The sequence below is a fragment of the Gemmatimonadota bacterium genome, assembly GCA_022560615.1.
Taxonomy (GTDB): domain Bacteria; phylum Gemmatimonadota; class Gemmatimonadetes; order Longimicrobiales; family Gaopeijiaceae; genus UBA1138.
Map to the genome: position 1 here is coordinate 1 of JADFSR010000020.1, position 24682 is coordinate 24682.

A 24682-nucleotide genomic window follows, 5' to 3' on the forward strand; every position below is an offset into this window, starting at 1 on the left:
AGGGGGCCCAAGATGACGATTTACTATGTGGAGAGCGGCGTCAGGAAGTTTGCTGACCTCGCAAGGCAGTTGGCGGACGATTTAGGCGTCAGCCTGCGCGCCCTCAAGCCCTTCCTGAGAGGGTGGTACGTCTCAGCGCAGGACGATCTCGAAGAGGCGGGCGAGGACGTGTCCGACATGGACGACGTCGGCACCCTGAAGGGCACGCTGGCGGCGCTAATCGCTGAAGAGGAGACTGAGGAGCCGTCGAAGAAGAAGCTGCCGATGACGGTGATTCAGCCACCGTGGAGACGGATGGCGGAGGAGCATCTGAAGCACTTGGACCCAACGGAGTATCAGCGTCTGAAGAGGCGGAGGGAGCTGGAAGATCACCTAGACCAAGTGGCGGAACGGGCGAAGGAAGCGTACAAGACGAGCGTGAGGAAGCTGTCGGCGGAGAACCCGGGACAGGAGTCGTTCATAATGCAGTCGGTACAGGAAGTCGTGACGAGAGACATACTGGACCCGACGAGCTAGGGGGAACTCGGCCAGATCAGGGACCGCAGGTGCCCGGTTCGAGGAGGGAGCATCCTGACGCTCAATCCTCCTGGGAAGGTAGAGTCATCTTGGGCCTCAGCGCCTCCGGCAGCATCAACGGCCAGTCCCGCGGCTCGAAGGTCGGCCAGGCGTCCGTGGGCCCTATGGCGAGGTGGGTGCGAAGGTGGGCCGCGATGTACGGAGGGACACGCCGCTCCCCTCGGCAGTAGTCGGAGACCCTATGCTCCGAACAGACGCCGAGCTGGCGCGCAGCTTCCGGCTGACTCCACCCGAGTTCCTTTAATGCCTGTCGGAAGGCCCTCGGAATACACGGTGGCGCACTCAGGCGACGGGCGCGCTGGGTCAGGGTCCGGCGGTAGTCTGGGCTCACAGGCACCACTCGTCGTCGTAGTCGTCTTGCGTCTCCCGCCGCGTGATGATCAAGAGCACCGTCAAGCCAGGGGAGTACGGCGAGGCAGGGCTAACCTCAACATTGAGGCCCAAGCCTTTGCAGATCGTGACGAACGACGCGAGCGCCGCGCCGTCGACACCATAGGGCTCGGAAGTAACGGCGTACCTGCCATCTGGCATGAGCCACATTCGTACGTGGTCGAGGACGGGGTACCCGCCGCACCCGCACGCGTCACGGTTGACCACGCCGGGCGGCATGCGGCAGTCCAGCCCCGCAGCAAGGCGTAAACACGCAGGGATTTCGGATCGAACCCAACCCACAGGATATTCGGGAGGGGCGTGTCCGGTAGCGGATTCGGTCTGCGAGACATCGCTGGCCGCGACGAGCGCCTCGAGCTGCGCAAACGTCTCGGGTCGGATGGCTCGCCGCCCTGTCTCCCAAGCGGCGATGAGCGACCTGCTCACGCCCAGGAGCGCCGCGACTTGCTCTTGGGTGCCTAACTGCAATCGGAGAGCGCGGAAGTCCGTAGGGGTCACGGCGGATTGGGTTTTCATAGGTCTGCCTCCTGCTGGTGCACTTGGAATTGGTGAGCGGCCTCGCGCCAGGCATCGAGCACAGCTTCGTAGGCGGCCCGCACGTTTAGCCGTGCCGGCTCCGAAGGGGCCGCCTCCCAGGCGGTCAATTCGATCCAGAAGACGGCTGACGCCTCTGCCACGATGTCCCACGATGATGCCCACGCGCCCAGCCCTGGCGGTGCCACCTTGGCCACGTCGGCGGCGAGGCGCTTGCACAGTTCGGTGCCACGGGCCCGGCGCTCGTCTGGGGTCATCGTCGGGTCGGCTCCAGGAGGAGATCGGTGGGGTCGGGTTCCGGCTCCATGTCGGCCTGGGCCGGGCCGTTGGGCAAAGGCGGAGGGGTGGTACCGCTCCATGGGTCGGGTGCTTTCGTCGCAGGAGTGTCGGACACGGGGACAGAAGGGCCAGAAGTCGCTATTCGAGAACCGTCGGGGTGGCTTTCGTCCCTTTTGTCCCTCTTTCGCAGGATGTGCGGGTTGATCTCGAAGACCTTGGATGGACGGCCGCCAGTGTCCTTGTCCAATCGAGTGCGGATGTAGCCCCGGGACACCAAGTCGTCTAGGACGGGCTGGAAATCGTCCTTCAACCGTAGGCTTGGCCGTGAGTCACATGCGCGATGTAGCTCTCGGACCGTGCGCTGCTCTTCGGGTAGCGTCAGGGCACGGTCCAGCACGTAGCGGGCGTTCACCACCAGCGTGTCGACGCCAGCCTTGCCGGTCACCTTCACCACATGGCTGGCGATGGCCTGCACCAGGCGGATGGCGGCCTCCATGGCCCAGCCCGGTATGGGCTCTGCATACGGGTCATTCACCCCCTGGTCCGCTCGATCCGCGACGGTGAGGAGGGCGGCGATACGGGCCCCGTGGTCAGGCAGCTTCCCGGCCCATCCAGGGATAGAGGCCAGGGGACCTCCGGGGCGCATGCCCTCTTTCCTCATCTGCTCGAGGCGGTAGACACCCTCCTGAGCCTCCGGCGACATCTTGAGGACCCGGTCCGACGGGGCCAATAGGGCCGGAAGGTTTAGCAAGCGGGTGACGGCGTCCCCGTACCGGCCAACAGCGGCCAGGTCTAGCGCGGGCACGTCGGCACCGACCAGGATGTCGTCCCAGTCCACGGTGGGCGACACCCAGATGAAGCGGTTCAGCACTCCCCTTTGCTTCATCGTCTGGGCGTTCAGCATCCCGTGAATGATGCCGGGTTGGATGCCCACGAGCAGGGCGAGGTTGGCGGAGGGAATGTCCACGCGGGGTCGGGACACGCGGTTCACGCGCATTGCCCCGCCGTCCCAGCCGTGAGTCAACGCAGCAAGGCGGGAGTCACCGTTCCCGTATCGGCCTGATGCCACTTCGAGGAGGGTGGCCTCCGAGTCTACGCAGGCCACGCGGCCGCAGTTGTCGGCCATGATGCGGACGAGCTCTTCTTCGGTGGCGTCCTGAATGAGAAGCTGAAAGTCGCCGCGGGGTGCACCCTCTGCCTTCGTATGCTCCGCCACCGCGTTCTGGTACGCGGACTGATCCTCGTCGCTAGCCTTCTGGTTCGCGGCTTTCTTCCTCGCGCGCGCCAACCGTTCCTCTGCCAGCTTCAGCCGCTCTGCCGCCGCTCTCCTCTCGGGGCGCTGATCCCTCGCACGTTTCGCCTCCCATCGCTCGATGGGCTCTTTCACGCGCTCGATAAGCGGCGACTTTCCGGTGCCGGACGGCATCTCGATCCCGACGAAGGTGTGGACGGGCTTCCGCCATTGCCGCCGGGGACAGATCTCTACCAGCGCCTGGCCGACCACCGCCACGGATACCGCGCCCAGCACGGCGGCCACCGCCGCGTCCGATGGGGCCTGGGTGGCGCGTTGGATCGTCAGGGCCATGTCCCGCAGGACAGGAGGAAGCACCTCCACCGGGAGTCGGTCGGGCTCCGGCGGGCCAGGAAGGCGGGGGTGCTCAGGCCACTCTTTCGGGGACTCAGTCGGGGTTTCGCGTTCCTCCGTCGTGAACTCGACGTCGGAGCCGTCCATGCTGTCGGGCAGCGGAACCTCGTGGGCAGCGCGAGGAATTAGGCAGCGCCTCACAGCGTCGTCGCCGAATAACTGCCTTAGGTCGTTGTAGTCAGTCGGGTGATCGAGGTCGCAATCCTTTTTGCACTTTTGGTCCTGGCAGTTGGCGTCCAACGGGAAGGTGGGTATCGCCACCTGGGCGTCCGTCTCCTCAGCGGCACGGCGAGCAGCCTCCACGCCGGGGTTCCATGGAGTGCCGTCTGGGCGCTTCGTCCAGAAGTCGTTGTCGGCCGCGATGATGAGCTTCGAGTCGGGAAACTTCTCGGCCATCCTCTTCGTGACGGCCGCAAGGTTGTCGGCGTAATACGCCACGGCCACAGGTGCGCCGGTCGCCTCGTTGATGCTCGCTCCGGTCGACCAACCCTCGGTGATGTAGATGATGTCTCGAGAGGCTGTGCGCGATCCGATGCTCGCCATCGTGCCCTTGATCCAGCCGTCCGCCATGAACCGCTTGACGCCGTCGGCGGTGATCGTCTGAAGGCTGACGATTTCGTTGTTGTCGCCGCGCATCGGCGCGATCAGCTTCTTACCGTCCTCGGTCTGACGCAGGCCCGTGGGCTTGATGCCCTTGTCCTGGAGGTACGGGTGGTCGGCCTCGGCCTTCGGCCCACCCTTCCAAATTGCCTGCGCCTTAGCCTGCGCAACGGCTCGCCTCTTCTCGCGGTCGGCCTTGGCCGACGCTGCGCGTTCCTTCCACTCGCGCCGCTCATCTTCGGTCGGTTTCGTCTCGCCGTTCTGGATTTGCCACGCCTCATCGACACCAGTGCGGTGACAGCCGAAGACGGCGCCGCGCTGATCGGTGTATGCCCGGTACCAGCCCGAGCCCGAGCGGTGGGTGCCCTTGTCACCCCCAGCCTTGAAGCGGTGGAGCTTGTGGTCGAAGAGGATCTCAGGCGGCCGGAGATCGAACTCGGCCATGCGCGTCATGAGTTGTGCCTCGGCGCTCATCACTCCTGCGCCTCGGTACCACCTCTGGCCAGCCAGGCTCGAACTCTGTCGCGGTCAAAGCGGAGCGCGCGGCCAAGACGCACGGCGGGGATCTGGCGCGCCCGCGCCAGTTCATAGATCCTCGGGAGTGGAAGGTCCAACTCCGCGGCGATGTCCTTGGCGGTCACAAGCAGGGGGAGTGGACCGCCGGGTGCAGAAGTGCTCATCAAGATCTCCTCGTTGGATTAAGGCATCCTTTCCTCCCTTTGTCCGAGTTCTGTTGTGTCCCGCTGTTCTAGCCGGAACTGGTCACAATCGGATTGAATATGAAACCGATGAATTGGTCAATGATTCTTGCCGTGCCCTGTCGTGCTCCATGGGCCGGGCCCGGTCGTCCCAGGCCTCCTTCCGTGGACCTGTCCTAGATCTTCCGTTACACGATGTTACACACGGACACAACAATGGGCCTCCCGAACTACGCCCGGGAGGCCCACAATCGTTGTGCCTATTTGTTTCCCTGAGTGCCCCACCGGGGAGTCGAACCCCGAACCTACTGATTAAGAGTCAGTTGCTCTAGCCAGTTGAGCTAGCAGGGCAGACCCGACCGAGACAACCCGGTGGGGAGCCGAGAAAGCTACCCAGCGAGGTTCGGGGGTCAACCCGAAGCCAGCGCCGTAACGGCGATCGATTCGGTCCTGCAAACAGCCGCTAGCGCGCGGACCTTCGGAGCTTCTGAACGGCCGCGTCGAGCTCTTGCAGAAAGTTGGAGCGATCCCGCTTCCCGAAGGGCGCGGGACCACCCGTGATCTCACCGGACTCACGCAGGTCGGCCATCAGCTCACGAGTCGCGATCGCCTCCCCGATCGAGTCCTCGGTGAAGGTTCTGCCGCGCGGACTCAACACCTGCGCTCCCTCTTCGAGGCAGCGCCCCGCCAGCAGGATGTCCTCGGTGACTACGATGTCTCCCGGCCCCGCGATGTCTACGATCCGATCGTCGGCCGCGTCCAGTTGGCCCCCATCCTTGACCACCTCGAGCTTCAGCCACGGCTCTGGGGGCACCCGCAGCCACTGCGCGGACACGAGCACCACGCGCAGGCCGTACCGCTTGGCCACGCGGTACGTCTCTTCCTTGACCGGGCAGGAGTCCGCGTCGACGAGAATTCGCGGCGACGTGCTTATCGTGCGCCGATCCCGTGGTGGATCGTCGCCACGAAGGACGCCTCCGCCTCTTCGCTCTGCCCCCACGCTTCGGCCTGCGCGCGGATGGGGCGCGCCGCGACGATCTGCTCGAGCGAACGGCCCTGCTCCATGAGATCCGCGACGGCATCGCGCATGGTCTTGAGCGCATCGCGGTACCGGCGCAGATCCTCCCGGTTCGAGAGCGCACCGTGACCGGGAATGACCTGGGTCTCGCCGTCCATGACCGCGAGCGCAGTCCCGGACGCGGCGATCATGCCATCGATCGATCCCCCGGTCGCGGTGTCGATGAAGGGGAAGCGATCACGGAAGAACGTGTCCCCCATGTGCACGACGTTGGCGCGCTTGAAGTGCACGATCGCATCGCCGTCGGTGTGCGCGTTCTCGACGTGGAACGCGTGCAGCTCGTCACCGTTCAGATGGAAGGTCACGTCTTCGGTGAAAGTGACCACGGGCCAGGCCCCCTCGGGGACCGCGGGACTCTCGGCAGCGGGACGCCCGATGCGCTCGAGCACCTGATCCATGCTCAGCCGATAGCGCACGTTCTCGTGCGCCACGATGAGCGCGCCGGTGCGTCCCAGGTTCTCGTTGCCGCCCGTGTGGTCCCCATGCCAGTGCGTATTGAAGACGAAGCGCACGGACTCGGAGGTGATTTCGGCGATCGCCGCGAGGATCTTGTCGGTGAGCGGAGCGAACTGGTCGTCCACGATGAAGACCCCGTCCTCGCCGACCGACAATCCGATGTTGCCACCCTGTCCCATGAGCATGTAGATGCCGCCGCCCAGAGACTGGGTACGGATCTGGACCGCGTCGAAGTCCTGGGCGGTGAGTGGGGCCGTGAGCCCGAGGGTGCTGAGAGCGACAACAGCGGCCATAACAGAAGCGATGACGGCGGCGAAACGGCGCATGGGTCCATCTCCGGCGATCAGTGGCGGGGGATGCGGAAAATGGGGTCTTGCGGGCCCCCGCGCACGTGGTCTGGCGCTTCTCCACCGGGGGTGTCACGATGGCGACTTCACGTCCTGATCCGCTGGAAGTCACGAGCGAGGAGCATCCGATGTCCCGCATCCTATCTGCTGTGCTGGTGACCCTGATCCCCTTCCTCCACGCCTGCGGCGATACGGCCAGGTCCAGCGACGGCATCGCGGACGCGTCGGCCGAAGCAAGCGCCGCGATCGACTTCCAGCGGGTCGCGGACGTGCTGCTCGTGCGGCTCGATCTACAACCGGGCGAACGCGTGCTGCTCGTGGCACTGCCCGGGCGCTTCGATCCGCTCATGCCACTGCTCAGGACAGGCGTCGAGTCGGCCGGCGCGGTAGATCTCGGCGTGTGGGCCGTGGAGGGCGAAGCCCCCGACGACTGGGCCACGGACTTCACCCGCAGCTTGATCGGGCAGCCCCGGGATGCGCTCGCCGGACTGCTCACCGATGTGGACGCCGCGCTCATGCTGCCCGGCCCGACCCCCGCCAACCCCGTGTACGCGGCGATGCAGGACGTGCTGCGTGGGGACCGCGGCCGCACGATTCACTTCCACTGGTTGGGCGCGTACAACCTGGACGGCACGCTCCGGGCCATCGACGAGATGGTGGACGACTTCTACGTGAGCGTGCTTACCGACACGGACTACGCGGCGTTGGGCGCAGCGCAGCGCGCGTTCGAGGACGCCATGCGCGACGCGACGGTGCGGGTAACCACTCCCGCGGGAACGGACATCTCGTTCCGAATCGGTGACCGGCCGGTCACCAAGCAAGACGGGGACGCGTCCGCGGCACGGGCGCGCACCGGGCGGAATCTGATCGATCGAGAGGTGGAGCTTCCCGCGGGCGCGATCCGCGTCGCGCCCATCGAGGAGAGCATCGAGGGCACCATCGTCTTCCCACCCTCCGTCTGGGGCGGGGAGCGGACGGAGAACCTCACGCTCCGGTTCGAGCGCGGCGTGATGGTCTCGCTCGAGGCGTCCGCAGGAGCTGATGCTGCGCTGAGCGAGATCGAGGCCGCAGGCGACGCGGGTAAAGCGTTCCGGGAGTTCGCGCTCGGCTTCAACCCCCTGCTCGCGATACCCAGCGCGGGCGAGCGGTGGATTCCCTACTACGGGTACGGCGCGGGTGTCGTTCGGCTCTCGCTGGGGGACAACACGGAGCTGGGCGGGACCGTGGCCGGTGGCTATGTACGCTGGAATTTTTTCGTGGATGCGACGGTCACGGTCGACGGCGAGAACTGGGTCGAGGGTGGTCGTTTGGTGCGGTAGCTCGTTCGCTTCCGTGCCCCACGACTGACCCGCAGACCCTCAGGAGGAAGACGATGCGCCACACGGTACCCACGCCGAGAGCGTTCGCCACCGGCGGCGCCCACTGGATCGACCCCGCGTCGCTCATCGGCCAGACCGACAGCCACCTCTGTTCGTCCGCCGACACCCAGCGGCTCGGCGCCCAGCTCCACCGGGACGTTGTGCAGCCGTTCCTACGCCTCCGGGACGACGCGCTGGTCGCGGGCTTCGACCTGCGCATCTTCAGTGGATTCCGGAGCCTCGACCGCCAGAGCTCCATCTGGAACCGGAAGGCCACCGGCGAGCTCGCCGTGCTGGATTCCCGTGCAGTGCCCCTGGACATCGAGCACCTGAACGAACGCGAGCTCGTCTACGCGATCCTGCGGTGGTCGGCCCTACCCGGCGCCTCCCGACACCACTGGGGCACGGACATCGACGTCTACGACGAGAACGCTCGCCCCAGTGCGTACGAGATCGAGCTGATCCCGGAGGAGGTGGAGACCGGCGGCATGTTCGCGCCTCTGCACGAGTGGCTCGACGAGAAGATCGCCGCCGGCACTGGCTATGGCTTCTTTCGCCCTTACGACGAAGATCGGCAGGGGGTGGCGCCTGAGCGCTGGCACCTGAGCCATGCACCTGTGGCCGCCCCGTGCGAAAAGGGGCTCACCACCGATATTCTCCGTGCCACCCTCTCGGCATCCGACCTCGAGCTGAAGGGAACGGTTCTCGAGCACCTGGAGGACATCTACCAGCGGTTCGTCATCAACACCAACAGGAATCTTTCTTGAGCCTCCGCCCGCGACAGGAACAGGGCACCATCCCGTGGGAAAGCGACGCGTACGGCCACTCCCACTTGGGGAGCGCCCTCGAGGTTTGGCGCTCCGCGGAACCTTGCCGCCTCCTCGTCTTCGCCGCGATCCACGGGGAGGAAGCAGAGACGACCACCGCGCTTTCCAAGGCGCTTCGACAGTTGGCGGAACCCTCGCCCCACTGTGCGGTCGTGCTCGCGGCCAATCCGGACGGGCTCATCCGTGGCACGCGAGGGAACGCCCGCGGCGTGGACTTGAACCGGAACTTTCCTACGAGCGACTGGCGAAGCGACCCCGTGCTGCACCGCTCCACCCTCGATGCCCCCAGGGATGTCGCACTGAGTCCGGGTGACTCGCCCGGCTCCGAGCCCGAGACCCAAGCCCTCATTCTGCTCATCCGGGAGCTGGAGCCGGAGGCGGTCGTCGCGCTGCACGCGCCCCTCGCCTGCATCGACGACCCGAATGACAGCGAGCTGGGACGGTGGATTGCGGAGCGCAGCGGCTTGCCGCTGGTGCCGGACGTCGGCTACCCCACGCCGGGTTCCTTCGGCACCTGGGGCGCGGAACAGGGGCTGCCCGTAGTGACGTACGAGTTCGGGCTCATCACACCCGACGAGGCGGTCCGCGAGCATGTGCCGGTGCTCGTCGAGCTCCTCACTCGACCGATTCAGCCATAACACTAGCGCGCGTCCATGGTTCTCAACGTCATCTGGATCGGCTTCTTCCTGATCGCCTTCGTCGTGGCGGGGGTGAAGCTCGTGTTCTTCCACGACACCGAGATCTTCACCGCCATGGTCGCGAGCACCTTCGACATGGCCGGGGTCGCGTTCGAGATCTCGCTGGGCCTCACCGGCGTGCTCACGCTCTGGCTGGGACTCATGCGCGTCGGCGAAAAAGGCGGCGTCATCGCAGCCCTCGCCAAGGTGGTGCGCCCCTTCTTCCACCGGATCTTCCCGGAGATTCCGCGGGACCACCCAGTGCACGGCTCGATCATCATGAATTTCGCTGCGAACATGCTGGGTCTCGACAATGCGGCGACGCCTCTGGGCCTCAAGGCCATGCAGGAACTCCAGGAGCTGAACCCGGAGAAGGACACCGCGTCCAACGCGCAGATCATGTTCCTGGTGCTCAACACGTCGGGGCTGACGCTGATCCCCATCAGCGTCATGGTCTACCGCGCCCAGATGGGAGCCGCCAATCCGTCGGACATCTTCCTGCCCATCCTCCTGACCACCTTCTTCTCCACGATGGCAGGGCTGATTTCGGTAGCCGTCGTGCAGCGCATCAACCTCTTCGACCGGGTCGTGATGGCGTATCTGGGCGGCATCACCGCGGTGATCGCGGCCATCATTTACTACTTCTCCAGCCTGCCCCCGGAGGAGGTCGAGTTGGTGTCGACCGTCGTGGCGAACGTCATGCTCTTCGGCATCATCACCCTCTTCATCTTCATGGCGGCGGTGCGCAGGGTGAACGTCTACGACGCGTTCATCGAGGGGGCAAAGGAGGGCTTTCCCGTCGTCATCAAGATCATCCCCTACCTCGTGGCCATCCTCGTCGCCATCGGGGTGTTCCGCGCCTCCGGCGCCATGGACCTGCTGGTCGCGGGCATCGGGAGAGTCTTCACCGTCCTGGGATTGAACACCGACTTCATCGAGGCACTACCGACCGCTTTCATGAAGCCGCTCAGCGGGAGCGGCGCGCGCGGCATGATGGTGGACGCCATGCAGACGCACGGCGCGGACTCGTTCATCGGTCGTCTCACGAGCACATTCCAGGGCTCCACCGACACGACGTTCTACATCATTGCGCTGTACTTTGGATCGGTGTCGGTGCGCAAGACCCGGCACGCCGTGGCCTGCGGCCTCATCGCCGACGGCACCGCGATCGTGGCCGGCATCTTCATCGCGTACTTGTTCTTCCACTAGCACTTAGCACTAGCGTCGGGAGGCATGGAATGACAGCACATACGACGGGTCTCTTCGTGGCCGTGATCGCGGTCTTCTCGAGCTGCGCCCCTGCTGAGGAAGCGCCGCCCGAAGTCCTCACCATCGAACAGCACGTGGCCGCCGCCACAGTCGCGTCCGGAGAGGAACACGGTGCGCTTCTGGATCTGTTGTGCACCCGGGCCACAGCACAACCGCCGACCCCTGCGCCCGCCGCACAGACTCGTCCGGCGACCCCCCGTGCTCCGGGACCTCCACCGCGGTCCGAGTGGTACGCCGAGCCGCTCCAGGTCTTCGACAACCTCTACTTCGTGGGTCAGACGCGGTACACGGCCTGGGCCGTCACCACGTCGGAGGGGATCATCATCATCGACCCTCTCTTCGAGTACTCGGTAGAGGCCGAGATCGTGGAGGGTCTCACGAAGCTGGGCCTGGACCCGGAGACCATCCGATACGTCGTCGTGAGCCATGCGCACCGGGATCACGTCGGCGGCGCCCGGTACCTGCAGGACCGCTTCGGCGCGCGGGTCGTACTCGCTGCCGCCGACTGGGACCTGCTCGACAATAGCCGGGGCGACTGGCCGAAGCCCGAGCGCGACATCGTGGCCGAGGACGGTTACGAGCTACGGCTCGGTGAAACGACGCTGGTGCTCCACCATACGCCCGGACATACGCCGGGAACGATCTCCTCGCTGATTCCCGTCACGGACGGAGACAGCCAGCACATGGCGGCCCTGTGGGGCGGTACCGCATTCAACTTCATGGGGCGAGGTGAGGATGCGCGATGGTTCGGGGAGTACGTGGAGTCCGCCGAGCGCTTCCGGGATCTCGCGAGCGCCGCGGGCGCCGACGTGCTGATCTCGAACCACCCCAGCTTCGACGGATCCCCGACCAAGATGCCAGCCCTGGCGACCCGCGGCGACGGCGACCCACACCCGTACGTGGTCGGGAGCGACGGTGTCGGTCGTTACCTGACGGTGGCAGCGGAATGCGCGAGGGCCGGCCTACTCGCAGCCGACTAGGCTTAGGCTAGAAGGCGCTCAGCCCTGTCAGCGTCTGGCCGAGGATGAGCGAGTGGATGTCGTGCGTCCCCTCGTACGTGTACACCGACTCGAGGTTGGCCATGTGCCGCATCGAGTGGTACTCCACGAGGATGCCGTTCGCACCGAGCAGACGGCGTGCTTCCCGCGCGATGTTCGTCGCCATGTCGGCGTTGGCGCGCTTCGCGAGCGAGACCTGTTGTGGCGTCATCGTGCCCTCGTCCTTCATCCGGCCGAGACGGTAGGTGAGCAGCTGCCCGGTCGTGATGCTCGTGAGCATGTCGGCGAGCCGGACCTGTTGGATCTGCTTCCCACCGATGGGCGAGCCGAATACGAGGCGCTCCTTGGAATACGAGAGCGCTTCGTGGAAGCACGCCATCGCGGCGCCGACCGCACCCCAGGCGATGCCGTAGCGTGCCTGTGTGAGGCACATGAGCGGTTGCTTCAGGCCGCCGGTGCTTTCGGGCAGCACGGCGCTCTGGGGGAGCTCGACATCCTGCAGCACGATCTCGCTGGTATCGCTCGCGAGCAGCGAGAGCTTGCCCTTCTGGTCGCGCGCGCTGAAGCCGGGGGTGGCCGTCGGCACCACGAAGCCGCGGATACCCTTCACGTCCCCGATTTCGCGGGTCTGGGCCCAGATGACTGCCACGTCCGCCATCGAACCGTTCGTGATCCACATCTTGGCGCCGTTGAGCAGCCACCCGTCAGCGGTCTCCTTCGCGGTGGTGACCATGCCGCCCGGATCGGACCCGTAGTCCGCTTCGGTCAGGCCGAAGCATCCGATCGCTTCCCCGGTGGCGAGCCTGGGCAACCACTCGGTCCGGTGCTCTTCACTCCCGAACGCGAAGATGGGGTACATGACGAGCGCGCCCTGTACGGAAACGAACGAGCGGATGCCGGAATCGCCCCGCTCGAGCTCCTGCATGATGAGGCCGTACGCCACGTTGTTCAGTCCGGCGCAGCCGTATTTTTCCGGCAGGTTCGCACCGAACACACCGAGTTCGCCGAGCTCTGGGATGAGCTGTCTCGGGAACTTCCGCTCGATGTACGCCTCGCCGATGATCGGCATGACGCGGTCTTCGACAAAGGAGCGGACCGTGTCGCGAATCATCCGCTCCTCTTCCGAAAAGAGCGAGTCGATGTCGTAGAAGTCGATGCCTTCGAAGCGGGCCATCGCTCGTATTCCGTCCGTGTCGGGTGTCGGTCCCGGATCCGTGTCCAGAGACGGGAAAATAACCTAGACGCCCAGAAATGGGACCGGGCGGGAGCCGAGCGGTAGCCCTACTCGGAGGTCCTGTCCGCCTTGGGTGGACTGGCCTCTACGGCTCGCGCGTTCATGAAGCGGATGACGCCGTACGCGAGTTCACGGCAAACCCTTGTGCCGAGCCAGATCCCCATCGCGACCGTTCCGAACCAACCGCCGATCACGAGATCCGTGGGGCGGACGAAGATCCAGATGTAGCCCGCAATGCCGAGGCCGAAGCTCCAGCCACCGACCCAGCCCCACCAACCGGCTCGGTTTCTCGCCAGGGAGCGGCACCGGTCACACCAGAGCAGCCGATCCAGGTACATCTGGTCGTGCACTTCGAGGCAGCGAACGCAGGTGATCTCGTCCGGGTAGCGATCGCGCCAGTCGGGGCCGTCTTCGGTCATGGGCAGGTCAGGCGAGGGCGCGCACGAGGGCTTCGGTGTACTCCTTCGTCGAGGCACTACCGCCCATGTCCACCGTCCGACTCGCGCCGGCCAGAATGACGGTATCGATCGCGTCGCGGATCCTCGACGCGACGTCCGGCTGCTCGACGTGATCGAGCAGCAGGCACGCGGACAGGAGCAGTCCCGTCGGGTTCGCGATGCCCTGGCCCTCGATGTCCGGAGCCGAGCCATGCACGGCCTCGAACATCGCGGCATCGGCCCCGATGTTTCCAGCCGGCGCGAGGCCGAGCCCACCCACGAGTCCGGCCATGAGATCGGAGAGGATGTCCCCGAACATGTTCTCCATGACCAGGACGTCGAAGCGGTACGGATCGAGCACGAGCATCATCGCCGTCGCGTCGATGATGCGGTCCTCCCACTCGATCTCCGGATACTCCTTCGCGACCTCCCTTCCCACGTCGAGGAAGAGGCCCTGCGTGTACTTCAGGATGTTGGCCTTGTGCGCGAGCGTGACCTTCTTCCGACCGTGGGCGCGCGCGTATTCGAACGCATAGCGGCAGATGCGCTCGGCCCCGAAGCGGGTAATGATCATGACCGACTCGGCGGCCGCGCGCGGGTCACCGTGTATGCCGATGTAGTGCTCCACTCCCACGTAGAGACCTTCCGTGTTCTCGCGAATGAGCACGAGGTCGATGTCCTCGTACCGTCCCCCGGGGACGAGCGTGCGCACGGGCCGCACGTTGGCGTAGAGATCGAACGCCCTTCGCATCTCGACGTTGATGGAGCGGAAGCCGGAGCCAGACGGGGTCGTGAGCGGACCCTTGAGAATGATCCGGTTCGCCTCCGCGGACTCCAGAGTGCTCTTCGGCAGAGGGTTGCGCTGCTCCCGTAGCGCGATGAGTCCGGCCTGCTGCATGTCGTACTCGAGGTCGGCGCCCGCGGCCTTGAGGACCGCGAGCGTGGCGTCCGTGACTTCGGGTCCGATCCCGTCTCCAGGGATCACGGTAACGGTCTGTGACATGGCTCTTCAATTCGCCATCAGCGACCGCGCGTGTATCTGGGATTGTATTCGTACTCGGTGCGGTCCTCACCCCAACGGACGAGGTCTTGCAGCAGCGTAACCTGCTCGGTGCCGTCACGGCGAGCCTTACCCGCGATGTTGAGCGATCTACGCCACAGCACGTCGCTGAGCGTCTCCCTCGCCAGCAGCACGCTTGCCACCCGCACGCCTCCGACGGTGGTGACGACGCGGACCCCTGCCAGTCCCGCATAGTCCTGGAAGAGCTGGTGCGTCTCGTCTGAGAACACGAAAATGTACGGTCCCACCTTCGCCCACAGAGAGCCGCCCCGGCGTAACATTTGGGGGTCCTGTGCGACCGAAACCGTGACGACGTTCCCTGTCACCTCGGCGCTCAGCGCACCGTCGTATATGTAGTATTCCTTCACCTCAGAGGGAGTCGGCACGGCAAGATCCACAGGCTCCTGACAGCCCACGCAGACCGACACCACCGCCGCAAGAACCGTCCTGTGCGTTCTACGCTTCATGTTCGTCGCGATCATATCTCTCCTTCGCGTACGCTATCCCGTCTTCATCGAGCCACGTACCACAGCAACGTCCGGGCCAGCCGGTCGACCGAGGAGGCCAGACCCCGGGGATCGCCCTCCGGAAACGCCCCACCTTCTACGACGCCGAACCAGGGAACTCGCCCCGTTCGAACCTCGATGAGCGCCACTGACCATCGGATCGTGGGGTCTTCTCCAACGTCGGCGGCGAGCGCCGCCTGCACCGGCAACAGCACCGCGTCGGCATTGACGAGCGCCGCCATCCTCCGGAGTTCCCCGAAGAGGGGATCTCCGATCCTGCGCACTTCTGCCCGCAGGAAGAGTCCTACGGGAAGGCCACGCGTGCTCGCGTTGATCGCCGGCGAGCGTGCGAGGATCTCCTCCACTTCATGTGGGAGCACCCAGGTGACGTCCTGCGTGCGGTCCCGGAGCCCGAACGCGAGCTCCGCGTCGGGATCGCCGGAGACGCCGAGTACCTGCTGCACGGGCAATACCAGCACTCGTCTCCCCCGCAGGTCCGGCGGCGTGCCCAGTGAGGTCCCCGGTCCCGGAGGGGGCCTGTTTCCACCGCAGGCGGAGAGCACCAGCGCGACGAGAATCGCCGCACAGGCGTGTGCGCCCACAACTCCCTTTCTCGTCCTGTCTAACAATCGAACCCCTTCCGCGCGGGTCGCAGCCGATGCAGCCTCGTAAGGTAGACAAGGCGCGCAGGGTGTTGAACCTTCGGGCCCGCCTTGCAAACTCGCCGCGACTCGCACGTATTTGATTCAGCGGCGCGGCGAAGCAGTTCCGCCTTCATGTCCTTTTTCGGAGACTAGTCTCGGGTGCTCGCGCGACGACTTCGCCTCTGTTTGCTCGCCGCCACCGCGCTGGTGCTACTGGCGTCGTGCTCGCTCACCTCTGAGCCCGAGGCCCCGCCGCACCTCGAGTTCTCGGAACCCATGCTCGACCTGGGCACGCTTCGGGAAGGCCAGATCGAGCTCCGGAACACGGGTGGTCAGGCCGTGGGCCCGGTCGAGCTCCTGGTATCGGGAGTTCGCGACGCCGACGGCGCCACGGTTCCGGGCTCGCACCTGATGACCGCCCCTCAGGAGATTCCCACGCTGAACGCGGGTGCAGCCCGGACGCTAACTGTCTCACTCTCTGTGCAAGGATCGCTGATCCCGGGCGAGTACGACGCCGCGATCACCGCTCGTGGTGGGTCGCAGACCAGCGCTCAGGTCGCGGTGCGCTTCGTGGTCCTCGACTACTCCGACAGCGCGGTGGTGAGTGTCGAGATCCTCTCCACTCAGACGACGGCTCGCGTGGGCGATGTGGTCTCGCTACCGCTGGAAGCGCGAAACGCGAATGGGACCGTGCTCCAGGGGGTGCCGGTCTCGTGGAGCCTGGAGCCGTCCGACGCCGGACACCTGGGCACGAGCGGCCAGTTCGTCGCGTATGAGGCAGGGAATGTCACACTCGTCGCCCGCGCCGGCGTCGCCTCCGATACGCTCCGACTGGACGTGAACGAGCGCGGGCTCACCGGCTCATTCAACATCGTGGGCCGGGCTCAGGAATCCGAACGCTACACGTCCGACCTCTGGCTTCACGGTACGGTGGCCTACGCCGGCACGTGGGGTAGTCGGCCGGTCGGCACCGGCATCAACTTCGGGAACACGCTCAACGTGTGGGACATAGCCGACCCCTCTTCTGCGCAGAAGGTCTTCTCACTGGAGATCGACGCACGGAAGGTGAACGACGTGAAAATCCGGGCCGACGGGACGCTCGCGATCATCACACACGAGCACTCGCAAGACACGCTCAACGGCATCACGATCCTCGACTTGGCCGACCCGCTGGCACCCACCGTCCTCGGCCGGTTCACGTCGGAGTTGGAGTCGGGCGTTCACAACGTCTGGATCGATGGGGACTACGCATACGTCGCTGTGGACGGCACGGGCTTCGGGCTTCGCATACTGGACATCTCGGATCCGACCTCGCCCCGCATCGTCGGCCGCTACTGGGCCGGCTCGAGCTCTCTGCACGACGTCTACGTGCGCGACGGGCTCGCTTTCTTGTCGCACTGGAACGCCGGACTCGTGATCCTCGACGTCGGCTACGGCATCGCCGGTGGCACGCCCGAGGCCCCGGTCGAGGTTTCCCGGCTAGAGGAGCTCGGCGGACAGACCCACAACGCCTGGTACTGGCCCGAAGCCGGCTACGTCTTCGTCGGGGAAGAAGACTTCGGCACCCCCGGCCTCATGCACGTGGTCGACGTGCGCAACCTGCGCGAGCCCCGGAAAGTGGCCACCTACGGCGTCCCCGGGCAGCCGCCACACAACTTCTGGCTCGATGAGGCGACGGGCACCCTCTACGTGGCGTGGTACGCCGAAGGACTGCGCGCGCTCGACGTCACCGGCGAACTCCTGGGAGAGCTCGACCGACAGGGCCGGGAGATCGCCGGGCTCCGATACAACGGCGGCTCCGGCTTCTGTAATCGTCCCAGCCAGGACACGTGTGCCTGGGCTCCCCAGCTCCACAACGGGCTGGTCTGGGTCTCGGACATGAACGAAGGGCTCATCGCGCTCGAGCCAGTTCGCTGACGGCTACACGCCCGTGCGCCCCCTCAGCCCGGCTCGGAGGCTCCGCCGCTCGCGCGCTCGGATGAGATCTCCATCGGCTCCGCACCCGACTCGTCGAAGTCCAGCGAGCAGGAATTGATGCAGTAGCGCTGCCCACTCGGCTGCGGCCCGTCAGGGAAGACGTGCCCGAGGTGTCCGCCGCACTTCGAGCAGTGCACTTCCGTACGCGTCATGAAGAGGCTGCGGTCGGTTTCGGTCTCGACCGAGCCGCCCTCCATCGGCTCGTAGAACGACGGCCATCCGGAGCCGGAGTCGTACTTGGTGTGCGAAGAGAAGACCGGTTCACCGCACCCCTTGCACCGGTACGTGCCGGCGGTCTTCTCACCCAAGAGTTTCCCCGTGAAGGCGCGCTCCGTGCCCTTCTTGCGAAGGACCTCGTACTCCTCTTCGCTGAGCAGCTCCCGCCACTCGGCGTCGGTCTTGTCGATGCGGTCGGTCACGGATCCCCCGATGTGCGATTCCCGTCTACGGCGCTACCCCCCCGGGCTAACCCAGATCCCAGTGCGCAACCAACTCACACTTGACCGGGTCCAAGATTTCAAATACTACTTACCTTATATTTCTATATACGGACTCATTCACAGACGAACCATGCCCCGTTCTCTCGGCATCACCTCGCTGCAGATCCTCGGCGCGATCCGCGCCAACAGCGGGTACGGACTCGAGATCGTGACGCGCACCGGTCTGCCGTCGGGCACCGTGTACCCCACGCTCGGGCGCCTCAAGAGGAGCGTTCTGGTCACGGCCCGTTGGGAGGATCAGCGCACCGCCGAGCGTGAGGGCCGGCCGCGCCGGCGCTACTACGAGCTGACAGCGGATGGCCGGCGCTCGCTCGCAGAAGGCGCCTCGCGTGTCGCAACGCTCGCCGCCGACCTCAGCAGCCCGGCGATTGGAGACCTGGCTCCCCGCTCGAAGAGCCAGCAGGGCCGCCGCCGCCGTTCCTCTGCGGGAGTAGGACGAAGTACTGGCGGCGAGCCCATTGACAGCGGGGGCTCCGCCGTGCCGATTGGCCGGTCCGCCAATCGACATCGGAGCCCCGAAATGAGCGATTCTTCCGTTCGCCACAGCAAGTGGGACGACATCCCCTTGGAGACGGTGAAAGACGACATCACACGGCGCGTGTTCACCGGCGACCGCATGATGATCGCACATGTGCACCTGGATCAGGGCGCCGTGGTACCGTGGCACTCCCACGAGAACGAGCAGCTCACCTACATCGTGGACGGCGCGCTCCGCTTTTGGCTCGGCGACGAGGGTTCGGCCGACTACCAGGAGCTCGTCGTCTCGTCCGGTGAGGTCCTGTTCATCCCGTCGAACGTGCCACACCGCGCCGAGGCTCTCGAGGACACCTTCGACCTGGATGTCTTCAGCCCTCCTCGTCAGGACTGGCTCGACGGCACTGATTCCTACTTCCACGACGAGTCCTAGCGGATCAGGAGACATTACGGATGGATCTCGGGCTGAAGGGGCGAGTCGCCCTCGTTTGTGGTTCCAGTCAAGGGCTTGGCCGCGCCATCGCGGACGCGCTCGCCGCCGAAGGTGCCGATCTCGTCATCAACTCACGCTCGGCGGAGAAGTTGGATGCGGTGCGATCGCAGATCGCGGAGGCCACCGGTGCGCAGGTAGTAGCGGTAAGCGCAGACCTCACGGATCCGGCCGGCGTGGAGGAACTCGTGAGCACCGCGAAGGACGCGTTCGGCAAGATCGACATCCTGGTGACGAACACCGGCGGGCCGCCCGCCGGCACCTTCGAGGACCATTCGGCGGCAGTGTGGAGAGACGCGATCGCCCAGAACTTCGAGAGCGTCGTGAACCTCACGCGCGCCGTGCTCCCGGGCATGAAGGAGCGACGCTGGGGCCGGATCGTGAACGTGACTTCGATCTCGGTGAAGCAGCCCGTCGCGGGCCTCATTCTCTCGAACTCGATACGGGCGTGCGTCACCGGCTTCGCGAAGACGGTTTCGAACGAAGTGGCGCCGTACAACGTGACCGTGAACAACGTGCTGCCGGGCTTCACGCGCACCGAACGCCTGATCCACCTCGCCGAAGCCGTCGCGGAACGGGAGGGGATCACCGTTGAGGCCGCCTACGAGGGTTGGGAGGCCGAGATCCCGATGGGGCGGCTCGCGGATCCGCCAGAGCTCGGCGCGGTAGCAGCGTTCTTGTGTTCGCAGCAGGCGTCGTACATAACCGGACAGTCGATCGCCGTCGATGGCGGCTGGATCAAAGGATTAGTCTGATGGGAGCAGTGGAGCTTCAAGAATCGGAATGGATCTGGAAAGACGATGAGATGATCCCGTGGGCGGACGCCCACCTCCACCTGCTCTCCACCGCGGTACAGTTCGGCACATCGGTCTTCGAGGGCATACGCACGTACGAGACCCCCAAGGGTCCGGCGATCTTCCGACTCGGAGCGCACATCCGTCGGCTCCAGGACTCCGCGAAGATCTACCGGATGCTCCCCGAGCACACCGCCGAGCAGCTCGCGGATGCTTGCAAAGCAGTCGTGCGCAAGAACGAACTCACAAGCTGCTACATCAGGCCGATGGTTTTGCGCGGTTACGGTGCACCCGGAATCAACCCATTCGGCAGCCCCATCGAGACGTACATCGTGGCGTGGCCGTGGGGCGCGTACTTCGGCGAAGACGCGCTAAAGAACGGCGTAGACGTGTGCGTCTCGTCTTGGCTGCGTGCGCACCCGAACACGTATCCACAGCGCGCGAAAGCGGGCGGCCACTACCTGAGCGCTCAGCTCATGAAGATGGAAGCCATCGCGAACGGCTACGTCGATGCGATCGCCCTCGCGCCTACTGGGCTCGTGAGCGAGGGCAGCGGCATGAACCTCTTCCTCGTGAGGGACGGCGTGATCATCAGCCCGTTTCTCGACGGAACGTCGCTGGAGGGTATCACCCGCGACTCGATCATCCTCATGGCGCATGATCTCGGCTACGAGGTGCGCGAGCAGGACATCCCGCGTGAGAGCCTCTACACGGCCGACGAGCTCTTCTTTACCGGGACCGCCGCCGAGGTTACTCCGGTGCGGAGTGTAGACCGGATCACGATCGGCTCGGGCACGGCGGGTACCGTCACTCTCGCGCTCCAGAAGCACTACTGGGAGACCGTGAGGGGTGAGAACGACGACCCACACGGGTTCCTCACCTACCTGGACGAATAGCCTATCTGGACGAATAGCCTACCTGGACGAATACGATCCGTCCGGTCCTACCAGTCCGGGCTCTCGAGCTCGTCGAGCTTCTTCATCGCCTCTCGGAGCTTCGCCGCCTCGTCGTCGCTCACGACCTCAACGGGAATGAGGTCCTCTCGGCGCGTTCCTCCTCGGGTCAGCAGGCCGATCAGCATGCCTCCGGTGACGATGGCGATGACGGGCAGAAAATAGCCGACAAGGTTGAAGCCTTCGGCCGGCGGCGCCAAGAACACCGTCTTGCCGAAATCGGCCACGAAGCTCGCTTCGATCGCCTCCATGGTCTCGCCTCGCTCCAGCGACTCACGGATCCGCTGCGACCAAACGGGGGCCGTCCCGCACTGCATCTGGAACTGGCACGTGTGCACGTCCAGCCCACAGCCGCAGCTGCATTTGAAGCCGGACTCGAGCGCCATCAGCTTCTCGCCCACCTCGCCCTCGTGATAGTGCCCGCCCATGGGCGCATTCGGGTCGAATCCCGTATGCGTCGGACCCGTGGACTGGGCGTTGGCGGGCGCGACGAGCAGCCCCATAACCCCAATCGCCGCAATCGCGAAAAAGCTCGATCTGATCGTCGTCGTGTTCATCGCCAAAGCCTCAGCCTGCTCGACTCCCCTTGGGCTGCATCCCTTCAGACAACTCGCCCATCACCCGCTTCGGTTCCAAGATAACCACGAAAAGTGTTTGCGTGCCCTCGAGGCTCGTCGCCTCACTGGAGCGGGCACGTCAATCAATGTCCGCGCGCCGCGGCGTCCGATCCTCGTGGATCGGCTGCCCCGAGCCTGTCGCCAGTGCGCGGGTCGATCATGATCGAGTGCGCGGTTCCTTGACTGCCGCTCGTCCGAACCGTGTGCCCCATAGCCTCTAGGCGCTGGACCGTCGCGGCACTGATACCGTCCTCCTCAATGCGTATGCGATCGGGCAACCACTGGTGATGAATGCGCGGCGCGTTGACCGCCATCTGAATGTTCATACCGAAGTCGACGACGTTCAGGATGACCTGCAGGACCGTGTTGATGATCGTGCGGCCACCCGGGCTACCGACGACGGCCACCAAGCGACCGTCCCGGGCTACGATGCTCGGGGTCATCGAAGAGAGCATGCGCTGCTGCGGCCGCGCGAGGTTGGCGGTCGTCCCTATTAGGCCGCTTTCGTTGGTGAGACCGGGGCCGGCATTGAAGTCGCCCATCTCGTTGTTGAGCAGGAATCCGCCGCCGGTCACGATGATGCCCGAGCCGTACCCGCTCTCGAGCGTGTACGTGACCGAGACTGCCATGCCGTCACCGTCGACAACGGAATAGTGCGTCGTCTCGGGGCTTTCATAGCCCATGGTGACGTCGCTCGTCTGGGAAACCGACGCCCGATCCGCCGCGATGCTGGCTCGAAGCTCCGCCCCGTGGGCCTTGCTCGTCAGCTCATGCACGGGCACGTCGACGAAGTCCGCGTCTGCGAGGTAATGAGCCCGATCGCGGAACGCGCGCCGCATGGCCTCGCTCACATGGTGGACGTACGGCGCGCTGTTGTGTCCGAAGCTGGCGAGGTCGAAGCCCTCGAGGATGTTGAGCATCGTCACCAAAGCGACGCCACCCGAGCTCGGTGGCGGCATCGAGATGATCTCGTAGCCACGGTAGGTGCCGCGAATCGTGGACCTCTCGCGTGCCCGGTAGAGCTCCAGATCCTCGTCGGTGATGAGGCCGTCCCCGCGCCGCATCTCCTCCACGATCAGGCGCGCCGTCTCGCCACGGTAGAAGCCGTCGCGACCTTCGAGCTGGATGCGCCGCAAAGTCCTGGCGAGCTCGGGCTGGCGAAGCGTCTCTCCCTCGGCGTAGGGCGTCCCGTCCCTGGAGAACTGGGCCACGGTCGCGGGAGGCCGCACCCTGCGCTCCAGGAACCGCGCCAGGCTGCTGGCGAGACTTTCACTGAGCTCGAACCCATCCTCCGCGAGCGCCACGGAGGGGGACACCACCCGCTCCCAGTCGATGTCGCCGTAGAGCTTGTGAGCCTTGTCGAAACCTGCGACGGTGCCCGGCACTCCGACGGACTTGACGCTGCGGTGGTGCACGTCCGAGGAGTACTCACCGTCCTCGTCGAGCCACATCTCCGGGAAGGACGCGAGCGGCGCCTTCTCGCGGAAGTCGATCGCGGTCGTCTGGCCGTTCGGGAAGCGGATTACCATGAAGCCGCCCCCGCCTATATTGCCGGCCGTCGGGTGGGTCACCGCCAGAGCAAAGCCAGTCGCGATGGCGGCGTCGACCGCATTGCCACCGGCCGTGAGCACGTCTCGGCCGATCTCACTCGCCAGCGAGCTCGCCGAGACCACCATGCCGGTGCCGGCACGCACGGGCTCCGCGGACTGCGCCGCCGCGGCGCTCGGTAGGAGCCCCACAGACAGTGCAAGGGTCAGTAGACCTACGGCATACGAGAAACGGGGACCGCGCATCGGTACCTCGGAGGAGAGTGCTTGCATGTGTGTGATGAGCCAGGAAGATCCCGCCTCGCCGCGAACGGCGCCAGAGAACATTCGCGAAAGGGCGCTAGCGATTGCACGCCGGCGCGGCGCTGGTTACTTCATCGCGCTCGCCAGCGAGGCTGCTTGCACAACCAGAACGAGGCTGGGTAAGATGACGATCAAGAGACGCGACTTTCTGAAAAAAGCGGGAGCCGGCGCCAGTGCCGTCGCGCTCGGCGCGTGCGCCGGAGATGGTGCGGATACGGGAGCGGCTGGGGCCGACGCGGTCAGCGGCCCCAGCGTGAACTGGAGGCTGACGGGCAGCTTCCCACCGAGCGTCGACATCCTGTACGGCGCGGGCGAACGGATGGCAGCACGCATCTCCGAGATGACCGGCGGCAACTTCAACCTCCGCGTGTACGCAGCCGGCGAGATCGTTCCGCCGCTGCAGGTCATGGACGCGGTGATGCAGAGCACGGTGCAGTGCGGCATCACGCCCGGATACTTCTACACGGGCAAACACCCCGCGTTGGCTTTCGACACGGCGGTTCCGTTCGGGATGAGCAGCAGCCAGCAGATCGCGTGGATGTATCACGGTGGCGGCCTCGATCTTCTCAACTCGATCTACGCGGACTTCGGCCTGATCACCTTCCCTTGCTCATCCACCGGTGCCCAGATGGGCGGCTGGTTCCGGGAGCCGATCGGCGGCCTCTCGGACTTGGCCGGTCTGCGCATGCGAATTCCGGGCTTCGGTGGGGAGATCATGTCGCGCCTTGGCGTGACCGTGCAGGTGATCGCTCCGGCGGAGATCTATCCCGCGCTCGAGCGCGGCGCCGTGGACGCGATCGAGTGGGTCGGGCCGCACGACGACGAGAAGCTCGGCTTCCATCAGATCGCCAAGAACTATTACTACCCTGGTTGGTGGGAGCCGGGAGTGACGATGAGCCTGCTGGTCAACCGCGCCGCGTACGACGAGCTTCCCGCGGCCTACCAAGCAGTGCTACGCACCGCGTGTGGCGAATCGCTCTCGCACACGCTCTCGTCCTACGACGCGGCCAATCCGGCGGCGCTGCGGCGACTCGTACAGGAGCACGGCGTTACGCTGCGGGAGTTCTCCGAGGACATCCTGGAGGCAGCGTGGACCGAGTCGAACGCCTACCTCGCCGAGCAGGCGGCCGACAACGCCGACTTCAACGAAGTGTACCAGTCGTGGAAGGCGTATCGGGATATTTCCTTCCCATACGCCGCAGGTAACGAGCTCTCCTATGCCCGCTTCGCTTTTCCGAAGATCGGTAACGTGAACATGCGCTGAGGTCCGGCGAGGTCCTACTCCGAAACGAAACGGGTCATGGTCGATTCGCATAGGAGGTGTGCGATCGAGGGCGCAGCCTCGTCCATGAGCCGGCTACACGGCCTACGAAGATCTTCGTAGACATCCGGGGCGATGGATGTTACCATCTAC

At 65.4% G+C, this 24682-nt stretch carries 25 protein-coding genes and 1 tRNA gene; 11 read left to right on the forward strand and 15 right to left on the reverse strand.

Features of this window, described 5'->3' with window-relative positions; all coding sequences use genetic code 11:
- Positions 1 to 12 precede the first annotated feature (12 nt).
- Positions 13 to 516, forward strand: coding sequence for a hypothetical protein (locus IIB36_12230; protein ID MCH7532507.1), 504 nt, complete (start codon positions 13 to 15; stop codon positions 514 to 516).
- 387 nt (positions 517 to 903) lie between these two features.
- On the opposite strand, the gene IIB36_12235 is transcribed toward IIB36_12230, so the two are convergent.
- The 7 genes from IIB36_12235 to IIB36_12265 all read right to left on the reverse strand — a co-directional run bounded on the left by IIB36_12235 (position 904) and on the right by IIB36_12265 (position 6582).
- Entirely contained in the window at positions 904 to 1482 is a 579-nt protein-coding gene (locus IIB36_12235; protein MCH7532508.1) for a helix-turn-helix transcriptional regulator, read from the reverse strand.
- Entirely contained in the window at positions 1479 to 1757 is a 279-nt protein-coding gene (locus IIB36_12240; protein ID MCH7532509.1) for a hypothetical protein, read from the reverse strand. The genes IIB36_12235 and IIB36_12240 overlap by 4 nt, the downstream gene beginning before the upstream one ends.
- Positions 1754 to 4498, reverse strand: coding sequence for a DUF3987 domain-containing protein (locus tag IIB36_12245; GenBank protein MCH7532510.1), 2745 nt, complete (start codon positions 4496 to 4498; stop codon positions 1754 to 1756). The genes IIB36_12240 and IIB36_12245 overlap by 4 nt, the downstream gene beginning before the upstream one ends.
- A complete protein-coding gene (locus IIB36_12250; protein MCH7532511.1) occupies positions 4498 to 4704 on the reverse strand; it encodes a helix-turn-helix domain-containing protein in 207 nt (68 codons plus the stop codon). Before IIB36_12250 ends, IIB36_12245 begins: the two co-directional genes overlap by 1 nt.
- 295 nt (positions 4705 to 4999) lie before the next feature.
- Positions 5000 to 5073 (reverse strand) — tRNA-Lys (locus IIB36_12255).
- A gap of 112 nt (positions 5074 to 5185) precedes the next feature.
- Positions 5186 to 5656 (reverse strand): YaiI/YqxD family protein, encoded by a 471-nt coding sequence (locus IIB36_12260; protein MCH7532512.1) that lies wholly within the window; start codon positions 5654 to 5656, stop codon positions 5186 to 5188.
- Positions 5653 to 6582: an MBL fold metallo-hydrolase gene (locus tag IIB36_12265; GenBank protein MCH7532513.1), complete on the reverse strand. Its 930-nt coding sequence runs from the start codon at positions 6580 to 6582 to the stop codon at positions 5653 to 5655. The genes IIB36_12260 and IIB36_12265 overlap by 4 nt, the downstream gene beginning before the upstream one ends.
- A 149-nt stretch (positions 6583 to 6731) precedes the next feature.
- Here IIB36_12265 and IIB36_12270 point away from each other — a divergent pair, with 149 nt between their 5' ends.
- Genes IIB36_12270 through IIB36_12290 form a run of 5 tightly spaced genes read left to right on the forward strand, consistent with a single transcriptional unit; the run spans position 6732 to position 11714 of the window.
- Positions 6732 to 7922 (forward strand): aminopeptidase, encoded by a 1191-nt coding sequence (locus IIB36_12270; protein MCH7532514.1) that lies wholly within the window; start codon positions 6732 to 6734, stop codon positions 7920 to 7922.
- 53 nt (positions 7923 to 7975) lie between these two features.
- Complete coding sequence (locus IIB36_12275) at positions 7976 to 8728, forward strand: M15 family metallopeptidase (protein ID MCH7532515.1); 753 nt, start codon at positions 7976 to 7978, stop codon at positions 8726 to 8728.
- Entirely contained in the window at positions 8725 to 9426 is a 702-nt protein-coding gene (gene mpaA / locus IIB36_12280) for a murein tripeptide amidase MpaA (GenBank protein ID MCH7532516.1), read from the forward strand. The genes IIB36_12275 and mpaA overlap by 4 nt, the downstream gene beginning before the upstream one ends.
- Before the next feature lie 15 nt (positions 9427 to 9441).
- Positions 9442 to 10674, forward strand: a complete 1233-nt coding sequence (locus IIB36_12285) for a spore maturation protein (protein MCH7532517.1) — start codon at positions 9442 to 9444, stop codon at positions 10672 to 10674.
- Between the two features lie 29 nt (positions 10675 to 10703).
- Positions 10704 to 11714 (forward strand): MBL fold metallo-hydrolase, encoded by a 1011-nt coding sequence (locus IIB36_12290; GenBank protein ID MCH7532518.1) that lies wholly within the window; start codon positions 10704 to 10706, stop codon positions 11712 to 11714.
- Between the two features lie 7 nt (positions 11715 to 11721).
- Here the strand turns inward: IIB36_12290 and IIB36_12295 are convergent, their stop codons facing one another.
- From IIB36_12295 to IIB36_12315, 5 genes are all read right to left on the reverse strand, one after another.
- Positions 11722 to 12906: an acyl-CoA dehydrogenase family protein gene (locus tag IIB36_12295; GenBank protein MCH7532519.1), complete on the reverse strand. Its 1185-nt coding sequence runs from the start codon at positions 12904 to 12906 to the stop codon at positions 11722 to 11724.
- 107 nt (positions 12907 to 13013) lie between these two features.
- Entirely contained in the window at positions 13014 to 13385 is a 372-nt protein-coding gene (locus IIB36_12300) for a hypothetical protein (protein ID MCH7532520.1), read from the reverse strand.
- Positions 13386 to 13392: 7 nt separating this feature from the next.
- Positions 13393 to 14406 (reverse strand): NAD-dependent isocitrate dehydrogenase, encoded by a 1014-nt coding sequence (locus IIB36_12305; GenBank protein ID MCH7532521.1) that lies wholly within the window; start codon positions 14404 to 14406, stop codon positions 13393 to 13395.
- Between the two features lie 17 nt (positions 14407 to 14423).
- Positions 14424 to 14945 carry a hypothetical protein gene (locus IIB36_12310; protein ID MCH7532522.1) on the reverse strand — a complete coding sequence of 174 codons (522 nt, stop codon included), beginning with the start codon at positions 14943 to 14945 and terminating at the stop codon, positions 14424 to 14426.
- A gap of 29 nt (positions 14946 to 14974) precedes the next feature.
- Positions 14975 to 15571, reverse strand: coding sequence for a hypothetical protein (locus IIB36_12315; protein ID MCH7532523.1), 597 nt, complete (start codon positions 15569 to 15571; stop codon positions 14975 to 14977).
- 201 nt (positions 15572 to 15772) lie between these two features.
- On the opposite strand from IIB36_12315, the gene IIB36_12320 reads away from it, so the two are divergent.
- A complete protein-coding gene (locus tag IIB36_12320; protein MCH7532524.1) occupies positions 15773 to 17530 on the forward strand; it encodes a hypothetical protein in 1758 nt (585 codons plus the stop codon).
- Between the two features lie 23 nt (positions 17531 to 17553).
- On the opposite strand, the gene msrB is transcribed toward IIB36_12320, so the two are convergent.
- Positions 17554 to 18009 carry a peptide-methionine (R)-S-oxide reductase MsrB gene (gene msrB / locus IIB36_12325; GenBank protein MCH7532525.1) on the reverse strand — a complete coding sequence of 152 codons (456 nt, stop codon included), beginning with the start codon at positions 18007 to 18009 and terminating at the stop codon, positions 17554 to 17556.
- A 151-nt stretch (positions 18010 to 18160) separates the two neighbouring features.
- On the opposite strand from msrB, the gene IIB36_12330 reads away from it, so the two are divergent.
- Genes IIB36_12330 through IIB36_12340 form a run of 3 tightly spaced genes read left to right on the forward strand, consistent with a single transcriptional unit; the run spans position 18161 to position 20744 of the window.
- Positions 18161 to 18997: a cupin domain-containing protein gene (locus tag IIB36_12330; protein ID MCH7532526.1), complete on the forward strand. Its 837-nt coding sequence runs from the start codon at positions 18161 to 18163 to the stop codon at positions 18995 to 18997.
- Positions 18998 to 19017: 20 nt separating this feature from the next.
- A complete protein-coding gene (locus IIB36_12335) occupies positions 19018 to 19809 on the forward strand; it encodes an SDR family oxidoreductase (GenBank protein ID MCH7532527.1) in 792 nt (263 codons plus the stop codon).
- Positions 19810 to 19817: 8 nt separating this feature from the next.
- Entirely contained in the window at positions 19818 to 20744 is a 927-nt protein-coding gene (locus IIB36_12340; GenBank protein MCH7532528.1) for a branched-chain amino acid transaminase, read from the forward strand.
- 47 nt (positions 20745 to 20791) lie between these two features.
- On the opposite strand, the gene IIB36_12345 is transcribed toward IIB36_12340, so the two are convergent.
- Positions 20792 to 21358 (reverse strand): cytochrome c-type biogenesis protein CcmH, encoded by a 567-nt coding sequence (locus IIB36_12345; GenBank protein MCH7532529.1) that lies wholly within the window; start codon positions 21356 to 21358, stop codon positions 20792 to 20794.
- A 143-nt stretch (positions 21359 to 21501) separates the two neighbouring features.
- A complete protein-coding gene (ggt, locus tag IIB36_12350; protein MCH7532530.1) occupies positions 21502 to 23211 on the reverse strand; it encodes a gamma-glutamyltransferase in 1710 nt (569 codons plus the stop codon).
- A 187-nt stretch (positions 23212 to 23398) separates the two neighbouring features.
- On the opposite strand from ggt, the gene dctP reads away from it, so the two are divergent.
- The gene (gene dctP, locus IIB36_12355; GenBank protein ID MCH7532531.1) at positions 23399 to 24532 is read left to right on the forward strand and encodes a TRAP transporter substrate-binding protein DctP; all 1134 of its coding nucleotides are present in this window, start codon (positions 23399 to 23401) and stop codon (positions 24530 to 24532) included.
- Positions 24533 to 24682: the final 150 nt, after the last annotated feature.